This window comes from Halalkaliarchaeum sp. AArc-CO (assembly GCF_024972735.1).
Lineage (GTDB): Archaea > Halobacteriota > Halobacteria > Halobacteriales > Haloferacaceae > Halalkaliarchaeum.
On sequence record NZ_CP087723.1, the window covers coordinates 967,224 to 986,819 of the forward strand.

Consider the following 19,596-nt stretch of genomic DNA (forward strand, 5'->3'; position numbering starts at 1 on the left):
GCTCTCAGAAACGCGGCTCAGGCAGTCGGTTCGGGTTCCTCGCCGAGCGTCGCCTGCGCCTTTTCGGCCTCCGTCTGGAGGAGGAACGAGCGCTCGTCGTCGTATTCGGCGGCGATCTCCAGCGCCTCGCGGGTGCCGATCTGTCTGAGTGCCCACGCGGCGGCGGCCCGGGTGGTGTCGTCGTCGTCAGTTTCGAGCGTCTCCGACAGCGGCTGAATCGCCCGGGTGTCGCCGATGAAGCCGAGCGCACGCGCAGCCACCGGGCGCACGTCTGCCTCCCCCGCCGCCAGGTGGTTCGCGATCGGCTGGACGGCTTCCGGGGAGCCGATCTCCCCCAGCGCCTTCAGGGTGACCTTCTGTAGCTTCGCGTCGTTGTCGGGATCCACGTACTCCACCAGCGTGTCGACGGCCTTCTCGGCGCGCATCTTCCCGAGGATCCGGATCGCGTCGTGGTTCCGCCGGTTCGCGAGCCCGAGCATCTCCTCGATGGCCTCGTCGGTGGCGGCGATCCGGCCCATCCGTTCGAGCGCCTCCAGGCAGTGTTCCTCCATGAAATCCGACTGGAGGGAGTTCAACGCGAGCAGCACCATGTCGACGTTGCCGCGCTGTTCGTGTTCCTTGAGCGCCGACCACTCCACGGGATAGTCCTTGTAGTGGCCGAGCACGTCGTAGTACCCTTCGGCTGCGAGCTGATCTCTGGTCTCGAGGTCGCTCCACTCTTCGGCGTCCTCGAGCCCCGCCTCCAGCTCTTCGACGGCTTCGAGTAGCGACGCGATGGTCTCGGCGTCGTCGTCGGCGTCGAGTTCGGCGTCTTCGACCGCCTCCTCGACGGACTGGAGCGCGGCCGCGAGCGCCCCGTCGGAGTTCTCGCCGGCGTCCGACTCTCCGTCGCCGTCGATCGCGAACGAGGCGTCGAGCGTCCCGCCGACCACCTCGAGGAACGCCGACACGGCGGCCTCGACCTCGGGGACGCCGTCTTCCGTCCACCGAGTTCCGGTGAGGGTCGACCGGGCGCCGGAGACCGCGTCGACGACGTCCTCGCCGTACGGCCCGCGAGCGTCCTCGATCCCATCTCGGAGGTCGCCGATCCGGTCTTCGAGTTCCTCGACCGGGGACGGTCCGTCGTCTTCGTCGTCTTCCTCGCCCCCCTCTTCCTCTTCTTCTTCCGGGAGTTCGACGCCCTCGAGGTCGCTTTCGACTCCGTCGAGGTCCGCCTCGACGTCGTCGAGGTCGGCTTCCGTCTCCGCGTCCTCGAGCGCCGCTTGGACGGCGTCGAGCAGCTCGCGGAGTTCCCCGATGAGTTCCGGTTCCTCCTGGGTCTCGCCCGCGTCGGTTTCCTCCGCCGCGTCGGCGTCCTCGCCCGCGTCGGCGTCTTCGCTCATATAACGGGAAATCTGCGTGACATCCATAAGGGCGTTTCGCTTGCCGGTGACCGCGGTCGGTGGCGGCCCGTCCTGCGGAGTTTCAGGTTCCCTCGGCGCTGTCCTCGGCGTTCGCCGCCGCGCGGGGGATCGTCACGTCAGCGAGTTCGGATTCGATGGCTTCCCGACGGCGCTCGAACTCGCCGGGGAGAACGAGACGGCCGCCGAGATCCTCGAGCGGTTCGTCGCTGTCGTATCCGGGGCCGTTCGTGGCGAGTTCGAACAGGATGCCCCCGAATTCCCGGAAGTACACCGACCGGAACCAGTGGCGGTCGATCTGTGCGGTCGGCCGGAGTCCCGCCGACTGGACGGTCGCACGCATCGCCTCCTGATCCTCGTCGGTCGGGGTCTGGAACGCGACGTGGTGAACGGTGCCGTGTCCTGGACGCCCGCTCTCGACCGTCGAAAGTACGTCGACGTACTTGCCGACGGGCCCGGTCGCGGCGAATCGGGTCCGCTCGTCTCCGGGCGTGTCGCCCTGTGCCTGTTCGGTGCCGGCCGCTTCGAACCCCATCGTCTCGAGCAGTTCTTCCGTCGGCTCCGGATCTGCGAGCCACAGCGTCACCGAGTGGAACCCTCGGATCGCGGCTTCCTCGGGGACGAACTCGGTCCACGGAACGGTGGGATCGTCCGACGGAATCTCGACTGCGATTAGCTCGACCGGCAGTCCGTCCGGATCCCTAAACGGGAGGACGGTCTCGCCGAAGCGTTCGAGCCGGTCGTCGTACGCGACGTCGTACCGATCGAATCGATCCTCCCAGTAGTCGAGGCTCCCTTCGGGAACCCGGAAGGCGGTCCGGGCGATCTGTCCCGAGCCGACCTTCCCCTGCGAGAGGTTCTCCCACGGGAAAAACGTCATGCTCGTCCCGGGGGTGCCCTCGGTGTCGGCGAAAAAGAAGTGGTAGGTGCTGGGGTCGTCCTGGTTGATCGAGCGTTTGACGAGCCGGAGCCCGAGCGTCTCGACCCAGAAGTCGAGGTTCCGCTGTGGATCGCCGGCGATACAGGTGACGTGATGGATTCCGGGGGTCGGCGTCGGATCAGTCATGGAGACGGTTACGTGTCGGAGGGACTTCAATCCGCGCCGACAGTGGTGTTATATCGTCTCGGCGGGGCTCTGGGTCGCGTCGGCCACGGCGGGTGTCCCGTCGTCCCGCTGTCCATCCTGGGTCGCCATCGCCGCTTCTGCTTGCGAGTCCCGCGAGCCCTCGTTCTCACAGGAGCGACACACCCACGTGTCCCCCTCCGTGTGCATCATCGGACCACACTCGATGCAGAGTACGGCATTTCGACAAACGTTGAAATGGGGATTTATTATCGTCGAACTCATTTCGTCGAACGATGATGCAGACCTCGCGGCCGACAAAGCGGGTTCCAACGGAGCTACAGTCGCCACAGGCGAAACTAGTGTATCTGTACCTGTCGACCCACGGGAGTGCGACGATCACCGAACTCCAGGAGAGCCTCGGGATGAAGAAACTCTCGCTGTACGGCATCCTGAAGACGCTCAGGGAGGAGGGGCTCGTCGGGCAGCGGACGGACGAGTACGTCCTCACCTGATGTTCTGTCGGACCGAGAACTGACCGAGACCACCGCAGCTATCGGCGCTTCGAACGAGCTTTCCTGACGGTAGCGCCCTCGCGTACCACGTCTTCACACTTCGGACAGGCTCGCGGATCCTCCACGTCGTTTGGAGTGAACACGCGTGCGTACGACCGGGTGACGAACGAGCCACAGTTTTGGCACTCGGGCATATGTAGACGTATTCGAATTTACGTAATAATTCTTTGTGCCAGAGAGGTTCCTTCCGGCAGTCACGCGGCGTCGGCTGCACCGGCCGTCGGGTTCTCCTCTCGGCCGACGGGTCGTCCCAGCGCGTACATCGTGTTGTGGCCGGTCACTTCGACCTCGAACACGTCACCAGGTTCGACGCCACGTTCGTCGGCTCGCTGGACGATGATCTGGCGGTAGGCGCTGTCGCGGCACTTCACCGAGTCGCCGGTGCCCGGCCGCACCGCGAGGACGGTCCGCCTGGTGCCGACCATCGACTCGTACGCCTCGCCGACGACGCGCCGCTTCAGTTCGGACATCTCCTTCGACCGCTCCTTTTTGATCGTCCCGCCCAACCCCTTCATCTCGGCGGCGTCGGTGCCGGGACGCTTCGAAAACCGGGTGACGTTGATCTTCTCTGGACGCACCTCACGGAGCAGTTCCATCGACTGTTCGTGGTCGGCGTCGGTTTCCGTCGGGAAGCCGACGATGAAGTCCGTCGAGAGCGTCCACTCGTCGAGACGATCGTCGAACGTCTCCACGATCTCCCGGAAGTACTTCGTGCGGTGCTGTCGCCGCATCTCCTCCAGCACCTCGTCGCTGCCCGACTGCACCGGCAGGTGGATGAAGTCGTACAGCTTCCGGTTGCGCGCGAAGACGTCGACGAGTTCCTCGGCGATTCCGTGGACACCGCCCGGGTTCGCCATGCCCAGTCGGACGCGGAACTCGCCGTCGATCGCACAGATCCGATCGAGCAGCTCCGGCAGCTTCCGCTCGCCGGTGTCCCAGCCGTAGACGCCGGTGTCCTGGCCGGTGACCCGGATCTCCTTCGCGCCGGCGTGGACGAGTGCCCGCGCCTTCCTGACGTTCTCCTCGACCGGCGGGGAGTCGATCCGACCGGTCGCGAACTTCGTGATACAGTACGAGCAGTTGCTCATACAGCCCCGGGCGATCGGGAGGATCCCGACGACTCCGTCGAGTACCGGCTCGGTGTCGGGCGTCGTCGTCGGACACTCCCCGTTGAGGATCGCCGACGGCACCTCGTCCCAGTGGAGAATCTCCGCGTCGATTCCGGCCTCGCGGAACTGCTCGCCCTGTGCGAGGGCCATGCAGCCGGTTACGACCAGGTCGGCGGTACCGTCTGCGAGTTCTTCGGCCCGCCGGAGCATGTTCCGTTCGGTCTTCTCGACGACGGTACAGGTGTTGAGGATGGCGACGTCGGCCTCGTCCGGGCCGTCGGCTGGCCGGTGGCCGCCGTCGCGGAGCGCCCGCTCGATGCGGCGGCTCTCCCCGCGGTTGGACGTACAGCCGTACGTCTCGATGTGATACGTCGCCATCGGAGTACCTCCTGTTGGTGGCGGACGAGCAAAAGTTCGGCGGATCAGCGTGAATGAACTGCGAGACAGAACGAGGGCGAAACCACAACGATCCAACTACTCTTCGGGTTTGGTGTCCAAAGCGGCTTCGGCATCGACTTCGAAATCCGAATCGGCTTCGGATTCGGGGCCGGAATCCGAATCGAATTTCCGTCCGAACAGCCGTTCCCTGAGCGACCGGCGCCGGGGACGCTCACAGAGCAACACCGAGCAGTCGACCTCGTCGACGATGCTGTACACCAGCGATCCGCGGAGAAGCCGCGAGAGCAGCCCCCGTTCGGTCGCCCCGATGATCACCATCGTGGCCTCCTCGGAGTGGCGTCCGATCGCGCTCTCGATGTCGCCACCCGTGTCGACGCTCAGTTCCGCACCTCCGAGACCGTTTTTCTGCGCCCATTCACCGAGGAACTGTGCGCCGGCCGCGCGTTCCTCCTCGTCGTCGACGACGTACAGGAGTTCGACGGTCGCGTCGCGTCCTTCCTTGAGTGTGCGGGCCACCTCCGCCGAGAGATCGGAATCGCTCCCGCCGGCGGTCGGGACGAGCACGTGACTCGGGTCGAATCCGGTGTCCTGCAGTACGAGGAAGTCACACGGTAAGTTCCGGGTGAGCTCGTCCAGCCCGCGCTCGACGCGACCCGACGACCAGAACGGCTGATCGGCCCATCCCATCACGACCAGGTCGGCCTCGCCGGTCTCCGCTGCATCGAAGATTTCTTCGAAGGACTTGTGTGAGATGACGGTCCTGGTTTCGATGTCGACTCCGAAGGTCTCGGCTTCGTCGGTCGCGTCCGAAAGCAGGCGCTCGGATTCGGCGTCGAGCTGTTCGATCCGCTCTGCACCGGCCGAAAGCGGCACCTGATCGGGGACGGTGACGATGTGGACTGCCTCGACGACGCCGCCGCGTGCCTTCGCCATCACGGCGGCGAGTTCGAGCAGATCGTTTGCGGTCCGCGGGTTCGCGAGCGGCACCATCACCCGGTAGTTCGCCTGTTCGGGTTCGACTTTCGAGGCTGCCGACACCGCCGCTTCCGGAAGCTCTTCGGAGCGTTCGCTGATGTACTGGCCCAGGTAGCCCTGGTGTTCGGTGTGTTTCCGCGCGTAGATGAAGTACCACGCGACAGCCGCTAGAACGAACCCAATCGAGAGGGCGATCTCGAGGCCGTCCATGAATCCGATCAGTCCGAGCGACAACACAGCACCCAGGATCGGGGTGACCGGATACAGCGGAACCGTAAAGTCCGGATCGTACTCCGGAACGTCGGCCTCGCGGAACACGATCAGGGCGGTGTTCATCAACGCGTAGACGATCAGGTGAAGCACCGACGCCGCCTTCGCAAGGATCTCGAGATCCCGCCCGAGCAGTGCGATGAAGATGATGATCATGCTTCCCGTAAGCAGGATCGAACGGTACGGCGTCGAATAGCTAGGGTGGATCTCGTTGAGCCAGTCGGTGACGATCTTTTCTCTGCCCATCGCGAAGTTGATCCGGGCCGACGAGAGGATCGACGCGTTCGCCGAGGAGGCGGTCGCGAGCAGCGCGCCGAGCGTCATGACGGTCGCAGCTGCCCCCGCGACCCCCGAGATCGGTCCGATCGATTCGGGAAACGCCACCAGTGCCGCCTGTGCGACGGGCGCTTCGACACTCAGCTCCGGCCAGGGCACGACCCCGAGCATCACGGTAACGAGGATTGCGTACACGACGGTGACGAACGCGACACTACCGATCACTGCGATCGGGAGGTTCCGTCCGGGGTTTTTCATCTCTTCGGCGACTGTCGCGATCTTCGCATACCCCAGGAACGAGACGAAGACGATCGCCGTCGCTGGCAGCAGTTCCCCGTAGCCCAGCGGAACGAGCCCGCCGTCGCCAGTCAGAACCGCCCAGTCGAACGAGAGCCATCCCGCGACCGCAAAGATACCGAGTATGGCTAGAAGCGTCAGAACGATGATCGTCTGGACGCCGCCGGTCTCCTTCGCTCCGATGTAGTTCACACCGACGAAGACGATCCCCGCCAGCAGCGCCCCGACCTGGATCTCGTTTAAAAACAGGATGGACGGTAGCGTCAGCAGTTCGGCGAGATACTGTCCGAACCCGATCGCATAAAAGGCGGAGGCGAACGCGAGCCCCATCCAGTCGCCGAGCCCGGCGATCGAGCCGAACATCGGTCCGAGCGCGCGGTTGACGTAGTAATATCCCCCGCCGGCTTTCGGCATCGCAGTCCCCAGCTCCGAAACCGACAGGGCGTTGATCATCGCGATGATCCCCCCGATGACGAACGAGACGACGACCAGCGGCCCCGCTTCCTGTGCCGCAAGTCCCGGGAGCACGAAGATTCCGGCGCCGATCATCGTGCCGATCCCGATCATCAGCGCCGACAGGAGGCCGAGGTCCTTTGCGAGTTCTTCGTCAGCCACGCTCTTTCACCTCGATTGTACCGCCCCAAAAGTTCGGTTCAGCGCGCCGATCGTCGATCAATCCTCTGGTTCGTTCGTACATAGTTCGATCTGTGTTCGTTCGAGCGATCCCGGTCGGGGCCAGGCAGAAACTGTCCGTTTGAATCATCTCACGGATGGTCCGCAGCTTCGGAAATTGTCCGAAATGTTCCCCCTACGGCTTCTGTCACGTCTATGCCCATAGAGGGAACTGGGATAAAAGCAGTTCGACAGCGTTCCGATGCTGTTCGGTTGACTCATTGACGGTTCCCTTCCCTGAACAGCAACCGCTCGACGATCGGTTCGAGGAACGTCGCCCGCCGGGATCGGCTCGAGTGGACCATAACGACCGGCTGGTCGAGACGGGTGGCGATCCGGTCGGATTCCAGCGTGAACACCAGGTCCGGGAGTAGCTTGTGAGTCTTCGTCGACAGCATCACCAGGTCAGCGGTTTCGACCTCGGCGAGCAACTGTTGCCGTGCGTCTTCCCCCTCGATGATGGTGCCTTCGACTGGCGAGCTACAGAGCTCGTTCAGCTCCTCGTGATAGGCACGGATCGATTCGAGCACCTGTTCGGAGGCGTCCACACCGGCTGGGAACACGAACCGGAGACGTCCACCCGTCTGCTGGGCGATCGCGTCAGCAAGTTCGACCTTGAGGGGGTCGTTGAACGGGCTCCGGTCGGTGACGATCGCGATGTCGTCTATCTTTTCGAGCTTCCCGAGCTGGACGAAGGCCACGTCACAAGGCGCCCGCTCCATGATCCAGTCGGCGTCTCGACCGAACAGCGTCCGGAGGCGGCTCACGGGGTCGGCCCGCGTGAGGATCAGATCGACCCCCTCCCGCTCAGCGAAATTCACGATGGCGTGTTTCGTATCGTGGCTTACGATCTCGCCGACTTCGACGGGAACGTCCAGCCCTCGGGCGAGTTCGTCGGTTCGCTGTTCGAACTCGATGTCTTCGCCGGACTGATCGACGGCCTGGTCGAGCGGATACTGGTCTGGAACCTCGTCGAATCTGACAACACGGATGCGGCTGTTTCGGCTCCGGGCGATGGGCGCGGCGATCTCGAGCAGCCTGTTTTCTTCCAGCCTGCTTACGTCCCGACGGAGTGCGATCAGGATCTCGTCACCTTTCGGTTCGGCGATCTTTCGCTCGGTCTCTGCGACGTACTGCCTTCCGGCCTCCCGCCGAACTGCGTCGACGGCGATCCCTTCGCGGTCGACCTCCCCACGGACGTAGTAGAGATACCACAGGCCGCCGAACACGGTGATCCCGACGGCCCCGACCAGCGGGAGGACGTCCATCTGGGTGATGATGAACGCGGCCGAGACGACCCCGAAGAGCTGAATCCACGGATATCCCGGCGACACGAAATCCGGATCGTACCAGTCCAGATCCCGCTCTCGGAACGCGATCAGGGCGGCGTTTACCAGCCCGTACACCAGGATCTGAAACGCGCTGGCCATCTTCGCGATCTCCTGGACCGGTAGCGAGACGATGATGAAAAGCATCACGCCGCCGGTGACGAGGATCGCGACGTGTGGGGTCTGATAGCCCGAATGGATCCGCGAAAACACGTCCGGGATCAGGTCGTCCCGGCTCAACGCAAGCGGATACCGCGAGGCGGTGAGGATCCCGGCGTTCGCGGTCGACACCAGTGCCAGGATTGCCGCCAGGACGATCGCGATGACGCCGAGTGTGCCGAACAGCGGATCCACTGCGACCACCATCGGAATGTTCGTCCCCCGAAGCGTTTCGGCGTCGACGATTCCGACGAGAACGAAGACGATAAGCACGTACAACAGTGTCGTGATCGCAAGCGAAATCAACAGTCCCAGCGGCAGGTTTCGACCGGGGTTTTCGATCTCCTCGGCGACGCTAGCGACCTTGGTCACGCCAGCATACGAGACGATCACCAGCGCGATGGCGTTGACGACGCCGCCCCCGCCGGCGGTGAAGAACGGATCGTAGCTTGCGCCGTCGACCTGGAGGATCGACACGGAGATGAACACCGCCAGGATCGCGACCATCACCACGACCATCCACGACTGGAGCTGTCCCGTTTGCTTTACGCCGAGCAGGTTGATCCCGATAAGTACGGTCGCGAGAACGACGGCCGTCGCGGTGAGATTGGGCAGCGCAAAGACGACGTCGAGATAGTACATGCCCCCGACGAGCGCGAGCGCCCCCTTGAAAAGGAGCGTGAGCCACGTCCCGAGTCCGGCGATCGTTCCCACGCCGGGACCCATCCCCCGTTCGATGAACACGTAATCGCCGCCCGCCTCGGGCATGGCGGTTCCGAGCTCGGAGATCGAAAGCGCGGCAGGAATCACGAGGATTCCGGCCACCAGAAACGCGAGGATCACGGCCGGCCCCGCCTCCGCCATCGCGAGCCCGGGGAGGATGAATATCCCGCTGCCGATCATCGCTCCCATCGAAACGGCGATGACGGCAACGAGACCCAGATCCCGCTCGAGATCTTTCGTCATGTGCGTGTTTCTCTTGACTTCCGTGACTTGTGCTTTTGCATTTCTCTGTTTATTACTGGATTAATTATTATTTATAGTGTGGGAGTTGAGTACTCGTCAAGAATATTTGAGTAAAATCTCAAGCTGTTTCAAACCACGACTCCGGGAGAGGGCGTGTTCAGGAGTGCTCTTCGAGGAGCCGTTCGGCGTGGTCTCTCGACTGCGCGACGGTCCACCTGACCTGCCGAGCGTCGCCATAAGCGAGCTCCTCTTTCAGGTCGTTCCGGAGTACGCCGACTGCCATTCCCAGGCTGTTTCCGCTCCCGTCACCCAGTTCGTACACGCCGTATCGATCCGGTGCACTCGCGACGGTACGTTTGTCGAGTTCGCGCCAGCGTTTTTTGAGGCTCATCGTTTTCGAGACTCGTCGTCAAATCACTCGTCACTGTCGGGGGGAGCGACGAGCTCGTAACTGTCTTCGGTCCACTCGTCCTCGACGAAGACGAACACGCGCCCCCGTGCGACCGCGGGATCGGCCTCGATTTCGGTCCGTTCCCGGGTCTGTCTGGCGGTCACGCCGGGAAACAGTTCCTCTGTTTCACCCGAATCGAGGACGATCCGTCCGACCCCCGAATCCCTGAGAATTTCCTCGTCCGTCTTACGGTCGTTCACGTACAGCATGACGCCCTCGGTTTCGGCGGGATCCGTCACGAGTACGTGGATCTGTTTGGTCGAAACCGCGGTGAGCGTTCCCTCGACGCGTTCGGGGACGCCGCGATACAGCGTGGTCCGTCCGTCGATGTACTCGACGACGACCCCTTCCTCGCGCAGCTCGATCCCGACGGTGTCCGGCGGAACGTCGGTTCTTCCTGGCCCACTCATAAGTAGAGTTGTTACCGCCGTGTTGAAGTACTCCGCGGTCTCTCCACTCCCGTCGGCGTCATCGATCCGGGGTGCCGTTTGCATCGTCGCTTCGCAGTCTCGCCGCGACCGCCAACCATTTGCCCCCGCTCGTTCCCCTTCCTGTATGGAGGGACGGGCCGCGGCGCCGGGGGCAGGAACCGTACTCAACGCGCTCGCAACCGGCGTCGGATCGGCGTTTGCGATCGACCTGGAGACGCGCGCGACCGTCGAGCTCGATCCTGCCGCCGCCGCCGTGACCGGAGAGATCGCCGAGATGCCGGACGCTGACACGACGCTGATCGAGCGGTGCGTCGAACTCGTCGCCGAGGAGTTCGGCGACGGCGAGGGCGGTCACGTCCGAACCGAAAGCGACGTCCCGCTTGCAGCCGGTCTCAAAAGCTCGAGTGCCGCCGCCAACGCGACGGTGCTCGCGACACTTTCCGCGCTCGGCCGGGCCGACGGCGTCGCCAGGATCGACGCCTGTCGACTCGGTGTCCGAGCCGCACGCGAGGCCGGCGTCACCGTCACCGGGGCGTTCGACGACGCGTCCGCGAGCATGCTCGGCGGCGTCACGCTCACCGACAACGACACCGACGAACTCCTCGTTCGGGAGGAGCGCGACTGGGACGTTCTGATCTGGACGCCTCCCGAGCGAGCCTACAGCGCCGACGCCGACGTCGACCGCTGCGGACAGGTCGCGCCGATGGCGGAACTCGTCGCCGAACTGGCCAGGGACGGACGGTTCGGCGAGGCGATGACCGTAAACGGGCTGGCGTTTTCGGCGGCGCTGGGGTTCCCGACCGATCCGGCGGTAGAGGCGATGCAGCTGGCCGAGGGCGTCTCGCTTTCCGGCACCGGACCGAGCGTCGTCGCAGTCGGCGAGTTCCGGGATCTGCAGACGCTCCGGGAGCGCTGGCAGGACCGCCCGGGGGAGACCCGACTGACGACCTCCCGATCGGACGGGGCACGAATCACGACGGAGTAACAGATCGACGATGACTGGGACCACACAACCGAACCGAAACGAGGAATCGGACGACGAGCGCGCGAACGTTCCCGAGGAGATGTCCCTCGAGGAGCTGCGTGCGGAGATCGAGTCGATCGATCGGGAGATCGTCGAACTGATCGCCAGGCGGACCTACGTCGCCGACACCATCGCACAGGTGAAAGAGGAACGCGGGCTGCCCACCACCGACGAGTCTCAGGAAAGCCGGGTGATGGAACGCGCCGGGGAGAACGCCGAACGGTTCGAGGTGGACTCGAACCTCGTGAAGGCGATCTTCCGGCTGCTGATCGAACTGAACAAAGTGGAACAACGGGAAAATCGGTAGGACACGAGGAAGGATCGTCGAGCCAGTCGTCAGTCGGCTGTTCCGTTCTCGAACCACTTCACTACCGCCTCGCGAACTCGGGAGAGCACCTCCGGATCGTCGCTCGGGCGTCCGACGCTCACAGCGTCGGCGCCGTAGCCGAGGTACTCGCGGACGGTTTCCCGATCGCGCACCCCGTTGTTGGCGACGACGACGGGTCGCCTTCCGACGGTCGCGTCGGTGCCCGCCTCCAGTGTGTCCACGACCGCTCCGACGACGGGTTCCGAGTCCATCGCGTCCACGTGAACGACGTCGACTCCCGCCGCAGCAACCTGCCGAGCGGTTTCCGGCAGGTCGACCCCGTCGACTTCCGTTCTGACTTTCACCGAAACCGTCGCTCCCGTTTCGGCCGCCACAGAGACGTACTCGCAGAGCCGATCGGTATTCCGCAGGAGACTCTCTCCACAGCCGATCGCACACATTTCCTCCTGGCGACAGTGGGCGTTGACCTCGAGGATCGCGCCGGCGGAGGCACACGCGACCGCCGCCTCCTGGATCGGCTCGACTGCCGACGAACGGACGTTGATTCCGGCGCGGATCGGGACGTCCTCTAGCGCCTCGAGCTGTGTCCTTATAAATTCGATCGGGTCGTCCGGCAGGAACTCCTCGCGATCTCGCTTTCGCATCCCTCTGGCCGCGTCCCGGCTTCTGGAATCCAGGGCGATCCCCCCGAGGAACGCACAGCCGACGTACGGTGCGGCGGCTTTCGCCCACTCGGCGTCGGACTGGCCGCTCAAACTGGCGGCGGCGACGGCCGGAGAAAACGGTACTGACGGACGAGTCACACTTCGCTCACCCGCTCCAGGGCCGTCGCCACCGCCTGCATCACGCGCTCTGCGTCGTCGGCGTCGTCGATGGTCACGTCCGTGTGGACGGTCGGACGGTCGAGCGCTGTTCCGTCGTCGTCGTCGAGGACGAACGCGTCGGCGAACGGATACGCCTCGGCTACGCCGGCGGTCGACGGCTCGTACCCCACCGCCGTCATCAGTTCCGCCGCCGGCCCCGAGAACACCTCCCGCTCGACGAACGGGGAGACGACGACGACGGGCGTCGCGTGCAGCGCCTCCCGGACCCCTGTCAACGCGAGTATGGGACCGACGCTCGTCACCGGATTCGACGGCCCCACGACGATCGGCTTTTCGAGCGCAGTCCGTACTTCTGGACTCGGGGTCGCCTCCGCGGATCCACGGAACTCGACGTCCTCCACGGTGGGTTCGCCCCGGTTGGCGACCCAGAACTCCTGGAAATGCATTTCTCCCTCCTCGGTGTGGACGATCGAGGCGACTGGGTCATCGGACATCGGCAGGAGATCGACGTCCAGTTCGAACGCCTCCGCAAGCAGACGAGTCACCTCGGTGAGTCGGTACCCCTCGTCCAGCAGGCTGGTGCGCGTGAGATGGACCGCCCGGTCCCTGTCGCCGATTTCCATGAACTCTGCGACGCCGGAGAACCGCCGCCAGCGTGCGATCTCCCGTCCGTCTGTCTGTAGCTCGTCGGGAAGGTATCGAGGGCCGATTTCCAGTCCCGCGGTCTCGGCGAGTCGGTGTAGCTCGGCGTGGGTCGTCGTCGTATCGTTTGCGATCCCCCACCAGGTTTCGCGATCGAGCACGCCGCCGCCACGGAACAACACAGTGTCGATGTCCGGACAGACGAGCAGACCGCCGAGTTCGACGTCGTCCCCGGTGTTGCCGACGACGGTGACGTTCGACGGTTCGAGCAGTCGAACCGCGCCGTCGAGCAGCTTGGGGGTGCCGGTCCCGCCAGCGAGAAACGTAACCATACGCGTTCATCGATGGGCACCACTTTGTACCCTGCGTAACGACACGCGGGAGCGCCGGAGCGTTGGCGCGACGGCGATGGACTCGGTGACTGGCGATGGACTCGGTGACTGGCGATGGACTCGGTGACTGGCGATGGACTGGCTTTTTACGTTCGCGGGCAGTTCCGTCGGGTATGGCTCTCGACGAACTCGCAACGAACTGGTTGCTCGCGCTCATCGCCGCCCTCCTGGCCGTCCTCGTTCTCGACGCCACGGGACAGAGCTTCGTGGAACCGCTGGCGCCGATTGCTAACGTGCTCGCGCTCGTGACGTTCCTCGCGTTCGTCCTCGCAACGGGCGCGTTCCTCGTGTACACCGCTTCGTTCAAAAACGAGTGAAAAACGAGTTGGCTGTCGGTTTTCTCCAACAACCCGTCCCTCACCCCCACCCCGGCCGCTTCGACGGATCTTTTATGTACTCGCTCCGAAAGCCGGATTGCAACCCACAACTATTTATGTCGAGATTGCCTCACTCCGCCTGGAGTCACTTGCAATGGCGAAAGGCACTGTGGCGTTTTTCAACGACACTGGCGGTTACGGTTTCATCGAGACTGACGACGCGGACGAGGACGTCTTCTTCCACATGGAAGACGTCGGCGGTCCGGATCTCGAGGAAGGACAGGAAGTCGAGTTCGACATCGAGCAGGCCGAGAAGGGCCCGCGCGCGAAGAACCTTCAGCGGCTGTAACTCCGGTGGAGTCGGCCAACCGTACGGATAGTTCGGCCTCCGGATCGTCTTCAGCGGTTCCGGTGGTTCGAAGGAACCACATATTTTCGACCCGCGCAGCGTCGAGTACAGGGGGTCCGGGGCAAAACTGCGTGGATACAGTGCTGTTCGTGTGGCCAGCGGGACGCTACCGTCGCTCGCCGAGCGGGAACTCGTCCTGTTCGGTCGGTCTCTTCTTTCGGTCGGCCTTCCTCCCGGTGCCCTCTGTCGTGAGTCGGGTTCGGTCCGCGATCGAGCCCCTGTCGAGCCGGGAGAGCAGGTAGCCGTCGACGCCCGACCCGTCTCGCGGATGGGCCGACTGAACCCACACGAGTTCCCCGCCGGCCTGGGTGAGCTCTTCGGCCCACCGTTCGGCAGCCTTCCGCGTCGCAAACGACCACCGGGTGCCGTCGCGGTTGACTGCACGTCCCGCGGCGGCGTTCCGCTTGCGTGCCGACGGCTTGATTTCGAGCACGTACGCCACGTCCGGTGTTCGGCCGTGGGTCCCCTTAAATCATCGATTCTCGCGGAGCTGGAACGACCCGAAGCGTTAACTACTAACACGCAAAATCTGAAATCGACCCACTAACAACGGGGGTGGCACCCCCGTCTCCCTTTTTACTGCGCCGCCAGACAGCAACGCTTAAAAGGAATAAAGACGAGTTAACATATGGCATGATAGACAGACTGGAGAAAGAAGTCGATATGCTGGAACGGCACCTGCAAGTGCTCCGAATGGTCATCGAAAACGAGCCGATCGGGATCGTGAAGATGTCGAACGAGACCGGCTATCCCCACCACAAGGTCCGGTACTCCCTGCGTGTCCTCGAGGAAGAAAACCTCATCGAACCGTCGAGCCAGGGTGCGATCACGACCGACCGGACTCAGGAGTTCGTCGACGAACTCGACGGAAAGATCGACGAGATCGTCGACAAGCTCGGCGAGATGCGGATCGAGGACGTTCCGGAAGTAGAGGGTTGACCTCGACGCCGTGAATCCGGCTGCAGGGCGTTCCAGCGCGGCGGTCGCTTGCTGCCTCTAGCAGTCGCTTTGTCCTTCGCTTTTCCCGTTTTCGAACGCCCACTCGTGGCGCCCCGACTCCGGCGGTGTCACGCCGGGTAACTTCCGCAGTCCATCGCGCCCGACGGCCTCCCAGAACCCCTCGGGACTGGCGTAGGACACCTCTTCGGGGTCGACTAACTGGAGGAAGTCACTCCGGCTGGCGGTTTCCCGTTCCCTGAGGAACGCGTACAGCTCGGCGACGGTTTCCCGTCGACTTCGGCGTAGTTCTCCGTCACCGGGGATTTCGAGATCGTCCAGCGCGGTGGCTACCGTTTCCGCCCGGTGAGACGCTTCGAGGGCTGTGCCGTCGGTTTCGTCGGTAGCAGGATCGTTCCGGTCGGTCAATTCACCGTCGTCCGGACTGGCCGATTCACCGTCGTCCGGACTGGCCGATTCACCGTCGTCCGGGCCCGCGTGTTGGGCGTAAAACCGCTGTAACGCCTGTTCCCACGTTTCGGTACGTGCCGGTTCGGACCCGTGTTCCGTTTCGACGCCGACGGAGCCACACTCCCTGCAGACCCACGACGACTCGCCGCCGAGGCGGTAGACGGTGAGCCCACCGCCACACCGAGGACACTCCATGAATGGGTCTACACCCCCGGCGGATATAGGAATTGGTGCCCGACAGTCTCAATCAAGCCGCTCTGCGGCTCCCTGCTCGAGCAACGGTCCGGCGTTCGTCTCCGGGAGCGTGACGACGTCCTCCCGCTCGAGGTCGTACTCCCGGTCGTCGATCCCGAGGATCGATCCGACGTCGTCGGTTATGCGCACGGTCGTCCGGTCGGTTCCTGTCGACTGCCCGGCGTCGGATCCTCCGGAGCTACCGTTCGTGCGTTCTTCGGCTACGGTTGCACCGTCCGTTCGTAGTGTCGACGGGTCTTCCTCGGTTGTATCGGACTCGACGGTCGCGGAGTCGCGTTCACAGCCGGCCATCTCGGCCTCGTCCGGGAGTTGTCGGACGTCCGTCCCGGCCGGCGTTTCGCCGTTCCCACTCGGACCGTCACCGCCCATCGCGTCCGCGAGCAGATCGCTTTCCCCCTCGTCCGGTTCGCTTTTCGCCGCGTCCGGTTCACCCGGTCTCTCCGACACCGTTGCGGGTTCGGACGCTGGGTTCCTTTCCGGTTGTGATCCGGGCGCTTTCGGCTCGGTGACCTCCGGTTCGACAACTGCCGAGTCGGCAGTCTCCGATTCGACTGCACCAGGTTCCGCCCCCGGGCTGGCGTCGTCCCCACCGAGTTGTTCGGGGTCGGTAACGCCCGACAGCGCGTCCAGCACTGTCGCCTTGTTCCGTTCGATTCGATCGACGAGGTCATCGAACAGGCGGCGTTCGTCCTCCGTCATCCCCTCCTCCTCGACGGCCATGTCTGCGGCCGCAAACGACGCGAGCTTGACTACCTTTCCGACCCGGCGTTCGTAGATCGCCTCTGCGACCTCCTCTGCGGTTTCGATCTCGTCGGAGAGCCGCCTGACGCCGTCGTCGGAGAACGGGTGGTCCACTCGCTGGGCGCGTCTGTCACGCTGTGCACGCAGGTCCGCGATGTACGTCGCCACGTCGGCGTAAAAGGAGTTCCGCAGATGCTGGAGGCTGTCCTTCCGGCGTTCTTTCGCCTGTACCGTCCGGAGTTCGTCCAGGTCCATGTGTCGTTTCCGTTCCCCCCCGCGTCGCGTTCGTGTCCGCCGCGTCGTATGACAGCTGGCTCCCTGCTACTGCTCTGTCGCCTTTTCGGCATCTCCCCCAGCCATCAGGAAGACGCCAACTGCTTCCGGAACGTAACTCTCGCCTGCGGGGATGTTATACGTTTCGCCGCCGAGTTCGACGACCGACTCCGCCTCGAGACGGATCGATATCTCCCGTCCCCTGAACCTGTCGGCGACCGCGTCGACGAGCGGATCGAACGACGCGAGTGCCTCCCGCGGGATCGGTGTCACGCGGAATCCCGTACCCCCGTGGAGGCTTCCCGGCAGCCGGATCAACCGTCGAGTGTCCGTCGTCACCGGCTCGTCTATCGGGGCTCCCTGTGCTGCCCGCTCGCGGGCGACGAGCGCCTCGACCAGTCGCCGGATCCCGGGACCGCCCGCCTCCAGGTTCCCCTCCTGGACTGCGTCAGGATTGCGCTGGAACGCGCCGAGGACGGTTTTCGCGCGCCCTTCGCCGATCCCATCCAGCTGTTGGAGCCGTTCTAGTGCCTCCGCTTGTTCGGCTGCCGTGAGCTCGTCTGCGAACTCGACGAGTGCCCGGTGGACCCGACGCCCCCAGCCGCCGCCGGTCGCGAGCACGCGCTGGTTCGTCCCCTCGACGGAGACGCGACGGATCAGGTCGTCGGCTTCCAGGTCGATCCCGCGGACGAAGTCGACGATCTCCCGTCGGGCGTCGCTTTCGAGCCCCCGAACGCTTTCGTCCCGGACGTGGACGTGATAGCCACGGCCGCCCGAGAAGACGACCGTCACGTCCTCGAAGGCGAATTCGTCTTCGAGAAACGACAGCAGCCGTTCGAGTGCGCCCTTGCACGCCTCGAGCATTTCCGCGTACGACGTCTCCTCGGCATCGACCCCCGGGAGGTGATCGGCGTCGAGATCGAACACGAGATCGGCGTTCCGCCACGCTTTCTTCCCCATCGTCGACGCACCAGGATCGTCGTACCGCGCCGCAGAGAAGTAGGCGTGACGGGGTGCCGTCCGCGCGAGCGCGTCGGTAAACGCGGCCCCCTGGGTCAGATCGAGCCACGACTGGTGGCGGACCATCGTCGTGCCGCCGCCCGCAGTCCACGGGATGTACCCCCACTCCCGTTCGTTCGCGTCCGGCGGCGGGGACACGTCGGCGCTGCGGTAGTAGTCGCGAAACCGGCCCCGCAGATACTCCCGGGTGCGCTCCTCCATCGGTTCCGAACTAGGAAAGGCGCGGGTAAAGTCGTTACCTTCCGGGTGCCCCGAAGGACCGATTCCGCACACGATTTATACGAGTTCGGTCCGAACACCGAGGACATGGTCGGAATTACCTACGAGGATTTCCTCGACACGTCGTACGAACCGGCCGAAGACGAACTCGTCTGTCGGTTCCGGATCCGGCCGGCAGCCGATATGACTGTCGAAGACGCCGCCTCTCGGGTGGCAAGCGAATCCTCGAACGGGACGTGGGCGGAGCTACAGGTCGACGGGGAGGTCCGTGACCTGTCGGCGACTGCCTTCGCGATCGACGACGATACTGCCCCCGGGGCTGACGCCACGGAGATCTCCGTCGCGTACCCGGACGCGCTGTTCGAACCCGGCAACATGGCCCAGGTGCTGTCCTGCATCGCGGGCAACATCATGGGAATGAAGGCGGTCGACCGCATTCGCCTCGTCGACTGCACGTGGCCGGACCCGCTTGCGACGTCGTTTCCCGGTCCGCTGTACGGTTCGTCGGTCCGCGAGGAGTTCTTCGATGCCGGGGACAGACCCATTCTGGCGACCGTTCCCAAACCCAAGGTCGGCCTCACGACCGAACAACACGTCCAGGTCGGCTACGACGCCTGGACCGGCGGGCTCGATCTGCTCAAGGACGACGAGAACCTCACCGACCAGTCGTTCAACCCGTTCCAGGAACGGCTCACGGAGTCGTTTGCGGCCCGCGATCGGGCCCAGGAGGAGACCGGCGAGCCGAAGTCGTACCTCATAAACGTCACCGCGGACGCGAACACGATGCTCGACCGCGTCGACGACGTCGCCGCCGCGGGTGGGGAGTACGTGATGGTCGACGTGATCACCACCGGATGGGCGGCCGTCCAGGCCGTCCGAGAGCGGTGTGAACGACACGGGATGGCGATTCACGCCCACCGCGCGATGCACGCGGCGTTCGATCGACTCCCCGAACACGGCGTCTCGATGCGTGTCCTCGCACAGATCGCCAGGCTGTGTGGCGTCGATCAGATCCACACCGGGACTGCCGATCTCGGTAAACTCGAAAACGAGGACACCTACGGGATCAACGACTGGCTCGCGGGCGATCTCCACGGCCTCGAGGACGTGTTGCCGACAGCGTCTGGCGGCCTCCACCCCGGACTGGTGCCCGAACTCCTCGATCGCCTCGGTACGAACCTCTGTATCCAGGTCGGCGGCGGCGTGCACGGCCACCCCGACGGCACTCACGCGGGGGCGAAGGCGTTCCGCGCGGCCGTCGGTGCTACCGTCGACGGCGTGTCACTCGAGGAGCGCGCACGCGATCATCCCGAACTCGAGACCGCAATCGAGATGTGGGGAACCGAGACGCCGCGATAACGATCAGTCGATCAA

Annotated in this window: 20 protein-coding genes and 1 pseudogene; 7 read left to right on the forward strand and 14 right to left on the reverse strand. The window is 64.4% G+C overall.

Annotated features, from left to right (window positions below):
• Positions 1 to 17: 17 nt before the first annotated feature.
• From AArcCO_RS05465 to AArcCO_RS05475, 3 genes and pseudogenes are all read right to left on the reverse strand, one after another.
• On the reverse strand, positions 18 to 1,382 hold the full coding sequence (locus AArcCO_RS05465; protein WP_259535449.1) for a HEAT repeat domain-containing protein: 1,365 nt from the start codon (positions 1,380 to 1,382) through the stop codon (positions 18 to 20).
• 82 nt (positions 1,383 to 1,464) lie between these two features.
• A complete protein-coding gene (locus tag AArcCO_RS05470) occupies positions 1,465 to 2,466 on the reverse strand; it encodes a VOC family protein (RefSeq protein WP_259535451.1) in 1,002 nt (333 codons plus the stop codon).
• Positions 2,467 to 2,535: 69 nt separating this feature from the next.
• A pseudogene (locus AArcCO_RS05475) lies at positions 2,536 to 2,673 on the reverse strand (DNA-directed RNA polymerase subunit M); the annotation flags it as partial.
• An 89-nt stretch (positions 2,674 to 2,762) separates the two neighbouring features.
• On the opposite strand from AArcCO_RS05475, the gene AArcCO_RS05480 reads away from it, so the two are divergent.
• On the forward strand, positions 2,763 to 2,978 hold the full coding sequence (locus AArcCO_RS05480; protein ID WP_259536531.1) for a helix-turn-helix domain-containing protein: 216 nt from the start codon (positions 2,763 to 2,765) through the stop codon (positions 2,976 to 2,978).
• A 254-nt stretch (positions 2,979 to 3,232) separates the two neighbouring features.
• On the opposite strand, the gene AArcCO_RS05485 is transcribed toward AArcCO_RS05480, so the two are convergent.
• The 5 genes from AArcCO_RS05485 to AArcCO_RS05505 all read right to left on the reverse strand — a co-directional run bounded on the left by AArcCO_RS05485 (position 3,233) and on the right by AArcCO_RS05505 (position 10,350).
• Entirely contained in the window at positions 3,233 to 4,525 is a 1,293-nt protein-coding gene (locus tag AArcCO_RS05485; RefSeq protein ID WP_259535453.1) for a tRNA (N(6)-L-threonylcarbamoyladenosine(37)-C(2))-methylthiotransferase, read from the reverse strand.
• A 96-nt stretch (positions 4,526 to 4,621) separates the two neighbouring features.
• Positions 4,622 to 6,979: an amino acid permease gene (locus tag AArcCO_RS05490; RefSeq protein WP_259535455.1), complete on the reverse strand. Its 2,358-nt coding sequence runs from the start codon at positions 6,977 to 6,979 to the stop codon at positions 4,622 to 4,624.
• A 275-nt stretch (positions 6,980 to 7,254) separates the two neighbouring features.
• The gene (locus AArcCO_RS05495) at positions 7,255 to 9,489 is read right to left on the reverse strand and encodes a universal stress protein (RefSeq protein WP_259535457.1); all 2,235 of its coding nucleotides are present in this window, start codon (positions 9,487 to 9,489) and stop codon (positions 7,255 to 7,257) included.
• Positions 9,490 to 9,646: 157 nt separating this feature from the next.
• Positions 9,647 to 9,880: a DUF7508 domain-containing protein gene (locus AArcCO_RS05500; protein WP_259535459.1), complete on the reverse strand. Its 234-nt coding sequence runs from the start codon at positions 9,878 to 9,880 to the stop codon at positions 9,647 to 9,649.
• Between the two features lie 23 nt (positions 9,881 to 9,903).
• A complete protein-coding gene (locus AArcCO_RS05505; RefSeq protein ID WP_259536532.1) occupies positions 9,904 to 10,350 on the reverse strand; it encodes a DUF5796 family protein in 447 nt (148 codons plus the stop codon).
• A gap of 145 nt (positions 10,351 to 10,495) precedes the next feature.
• On the opposite strand from AArcCO_RS05505, the gene AArcCO_RS05510 reads away from it, so the two are divergent.
• Together AArcCO_RS05510 and AArcCO_RS05515 are read left to right on the forward strand one after the other, a co-directional pair.
• Positions 10,496 to 11,356 carry a shikimate kinase gene (locus AArcCO_RS05510; protein ID WP_259535460.1) on the forward strand — a complete coding sequence of 287 codons (861 nt, stop codon included), beginning with the start codon at positions 10,496 to 10,498 and terminating at the stop codon, positions 11,354 to 11,356.
• A gap of 10 nt (positions 11,357 to 11,366) precedes the next feature.
• Positions 11,367 to 11,702 carry a chorismate mutase gene (locus AArcCO_RS05515; RefSeq protein ID WP_259535462.1) on the forward strand — a complete coding sequence of 112 codons (336 nt, stop codon included), beginning with the start codon at positions 11,367 to 11,369 and terminating at the stop codon, positions 11,700 to 11,702.
• A 29-nt stretch (positions 11,703 to 11,731) separates the two neighbouring features.
• Here AArcCO_RS05515 and AArcCO_RS05520 read toward each other — a convergent pair whose 3' ends face one another.
• Both AArcCO_RS05520 and cofD read right to left on the reverse strand, forming a co-directional pair.
• Positions 11,732 to 12,478: a tRNA-dihydrouridine synthase gene (locus tag AArcCO_RS05520; protein WP_259535464.1), complete on the reverse strand. Its 747-nt coding sequence runs from the start codon at positions 12,476 to 12,478 to the stop codon at positions 11,732 to 11,734.
• Between the two features lie 44 nt (positions 12,479 to 12,522).
• Complete coding sequence (gene cofD / locus AArcCO_RS05525; protein WP_259535467.1) at positions 12,523 to 13,521, reverse strand: 2-phospho-L-lactate transferase; 999 nt, start codon at positions 13,519 to 13,521, stop codon at positions 12,523 to 12,525.
• A gap of 173 nt (positions 13,522 to 13,694) precedes the next feature.
• Between cofD and AArcCO_RS05530 the strand changes: the two genes are divergently transcribed.
• Both AArcCO_RS05530 and AArcCO_RS05535 read left to right on the forward strand, forming a co-directional pair.
• Positions 13,695 to 13,898, forward strand: coding sequence for a hypothetical protein (locus AArcCO_RS05530; RefSeq protein WP_259535469.1), 204 nt, complete (start codon positions 13,695 to 13,697; stop codon positions 13,896 to 13,898).
• 154 nt (positions 13,899 to 14,052) lie between these two features.
• The gene (locus tag AArcCO_RS05535; protein ID WP_259535471.1) at positions 14,053 to 14,247 is read left to right on the forward strand and encodes a cold-shock protein; all 195 of its coding nucleotides are present in this window, start codon (positions 14,053 to 14,055) and stop codon (positions 14,245 to 14,247) included.
• Positions 14,248 to 14,413: 166 nt separating this feature from the next.
• On the opposite strand, the gene AArcCO_RS05540 is transcribed toward AArcCO_RS05535, so the two are convergent.
• Entirely contained in the window at positions 14,414 to 14,749 is a 336-nt protein-coding gene (locus tag AArcCO_RS05540) for a DUF8081 domain-containing protein (RefSeq protein ID WP_259535473.1), read from the reverse strand.
• Positions 14,750 to 14,940: 191 nt separating this feature from the next.
• Here AArcCO_RS05540 and AArcCO_RS05545 point away from each other — a divergent pair, with 191 nt between their 5' ends.
• The gene (locus tag AArcCO_RS05545; protein WP_259535474.1) at positions 14,941 to 15,246 is read left to right on the forward strand and encodes a hypothetical protein; all 306 of its coding nucleotides are present in this window, start codon (positions 14,941 to 14,943) and stop codon (positions 15,244 to 15,246) included.
• Between the two features lie 57 nt (positions 15,247 to 15,303).
• On the opposite strand, the gene AArcCO_RS05550 is transcribed toward AArcCO_RS05545, so the two are convergent.
• From AArcCO_RS05550 to priS, 3 genes are all read right to left on the reverse strand, one after another.
• Complete coding sequence (locus AArcCO_RS05550) at positions 15,304 to 15,909, reverse strand: hypothetical protein (protein ID WP_259535476.1); 606 nt, start codon at positions 15,907 to 15,909, stop codon at positions 15,304 to 15,306.
• Between the two features lie 48 nt (positions 15,910 to 15,957).
• Positions 15,958 to 16,965 carry a hypothetical protein gene (locus AArcCO_RS05555; RefSeq protein WP_259535478.1) on the reverse strand — a complete coding sequence of 336 codons (1,008 nt, stop codon included), beginning with the start codon at positions 16,963 to 16,965 and terminating at the stop codon, positions 15,958 to 15,960.
• A gap of 66 nt (positions 16,966 to 17,031) precedes the next feature.
• Positions 17,032 to 18,204 carry a DNA primase small subunit PriS gene (gene priS / locus AArcCO_RS05560; protein WP_259535480.1) on the reverse strand — a complete coding sequence of 391 codons (1,173 nt, stop codon included), beginning with the start codon at positions 18,202 to 18,204 and terminating at the stop codon, positions 17,032 to 17,034.
• Positions 18,205 to 18,309: 105 nt separating this feature from the next.
• On the opposite strand from priS, the gene rbcL reads away from it, so the two are divergent.
• On the forward strand, positions 18,310 to 19,581 hold the full coding sequence (gene rbcL, locus AArcCO_RS05565; protein ID WP_259535482.1) for a type III ribulose-bisphosphate carboxylase: 1,272 nt from the start codon (positions 18,310 to 18,312) through the stop codon (positions 19,579 to 19,581).
• The last annotated feature ends 15 nt before the right edge of the window (positions 19,582 to 19,596 follow it).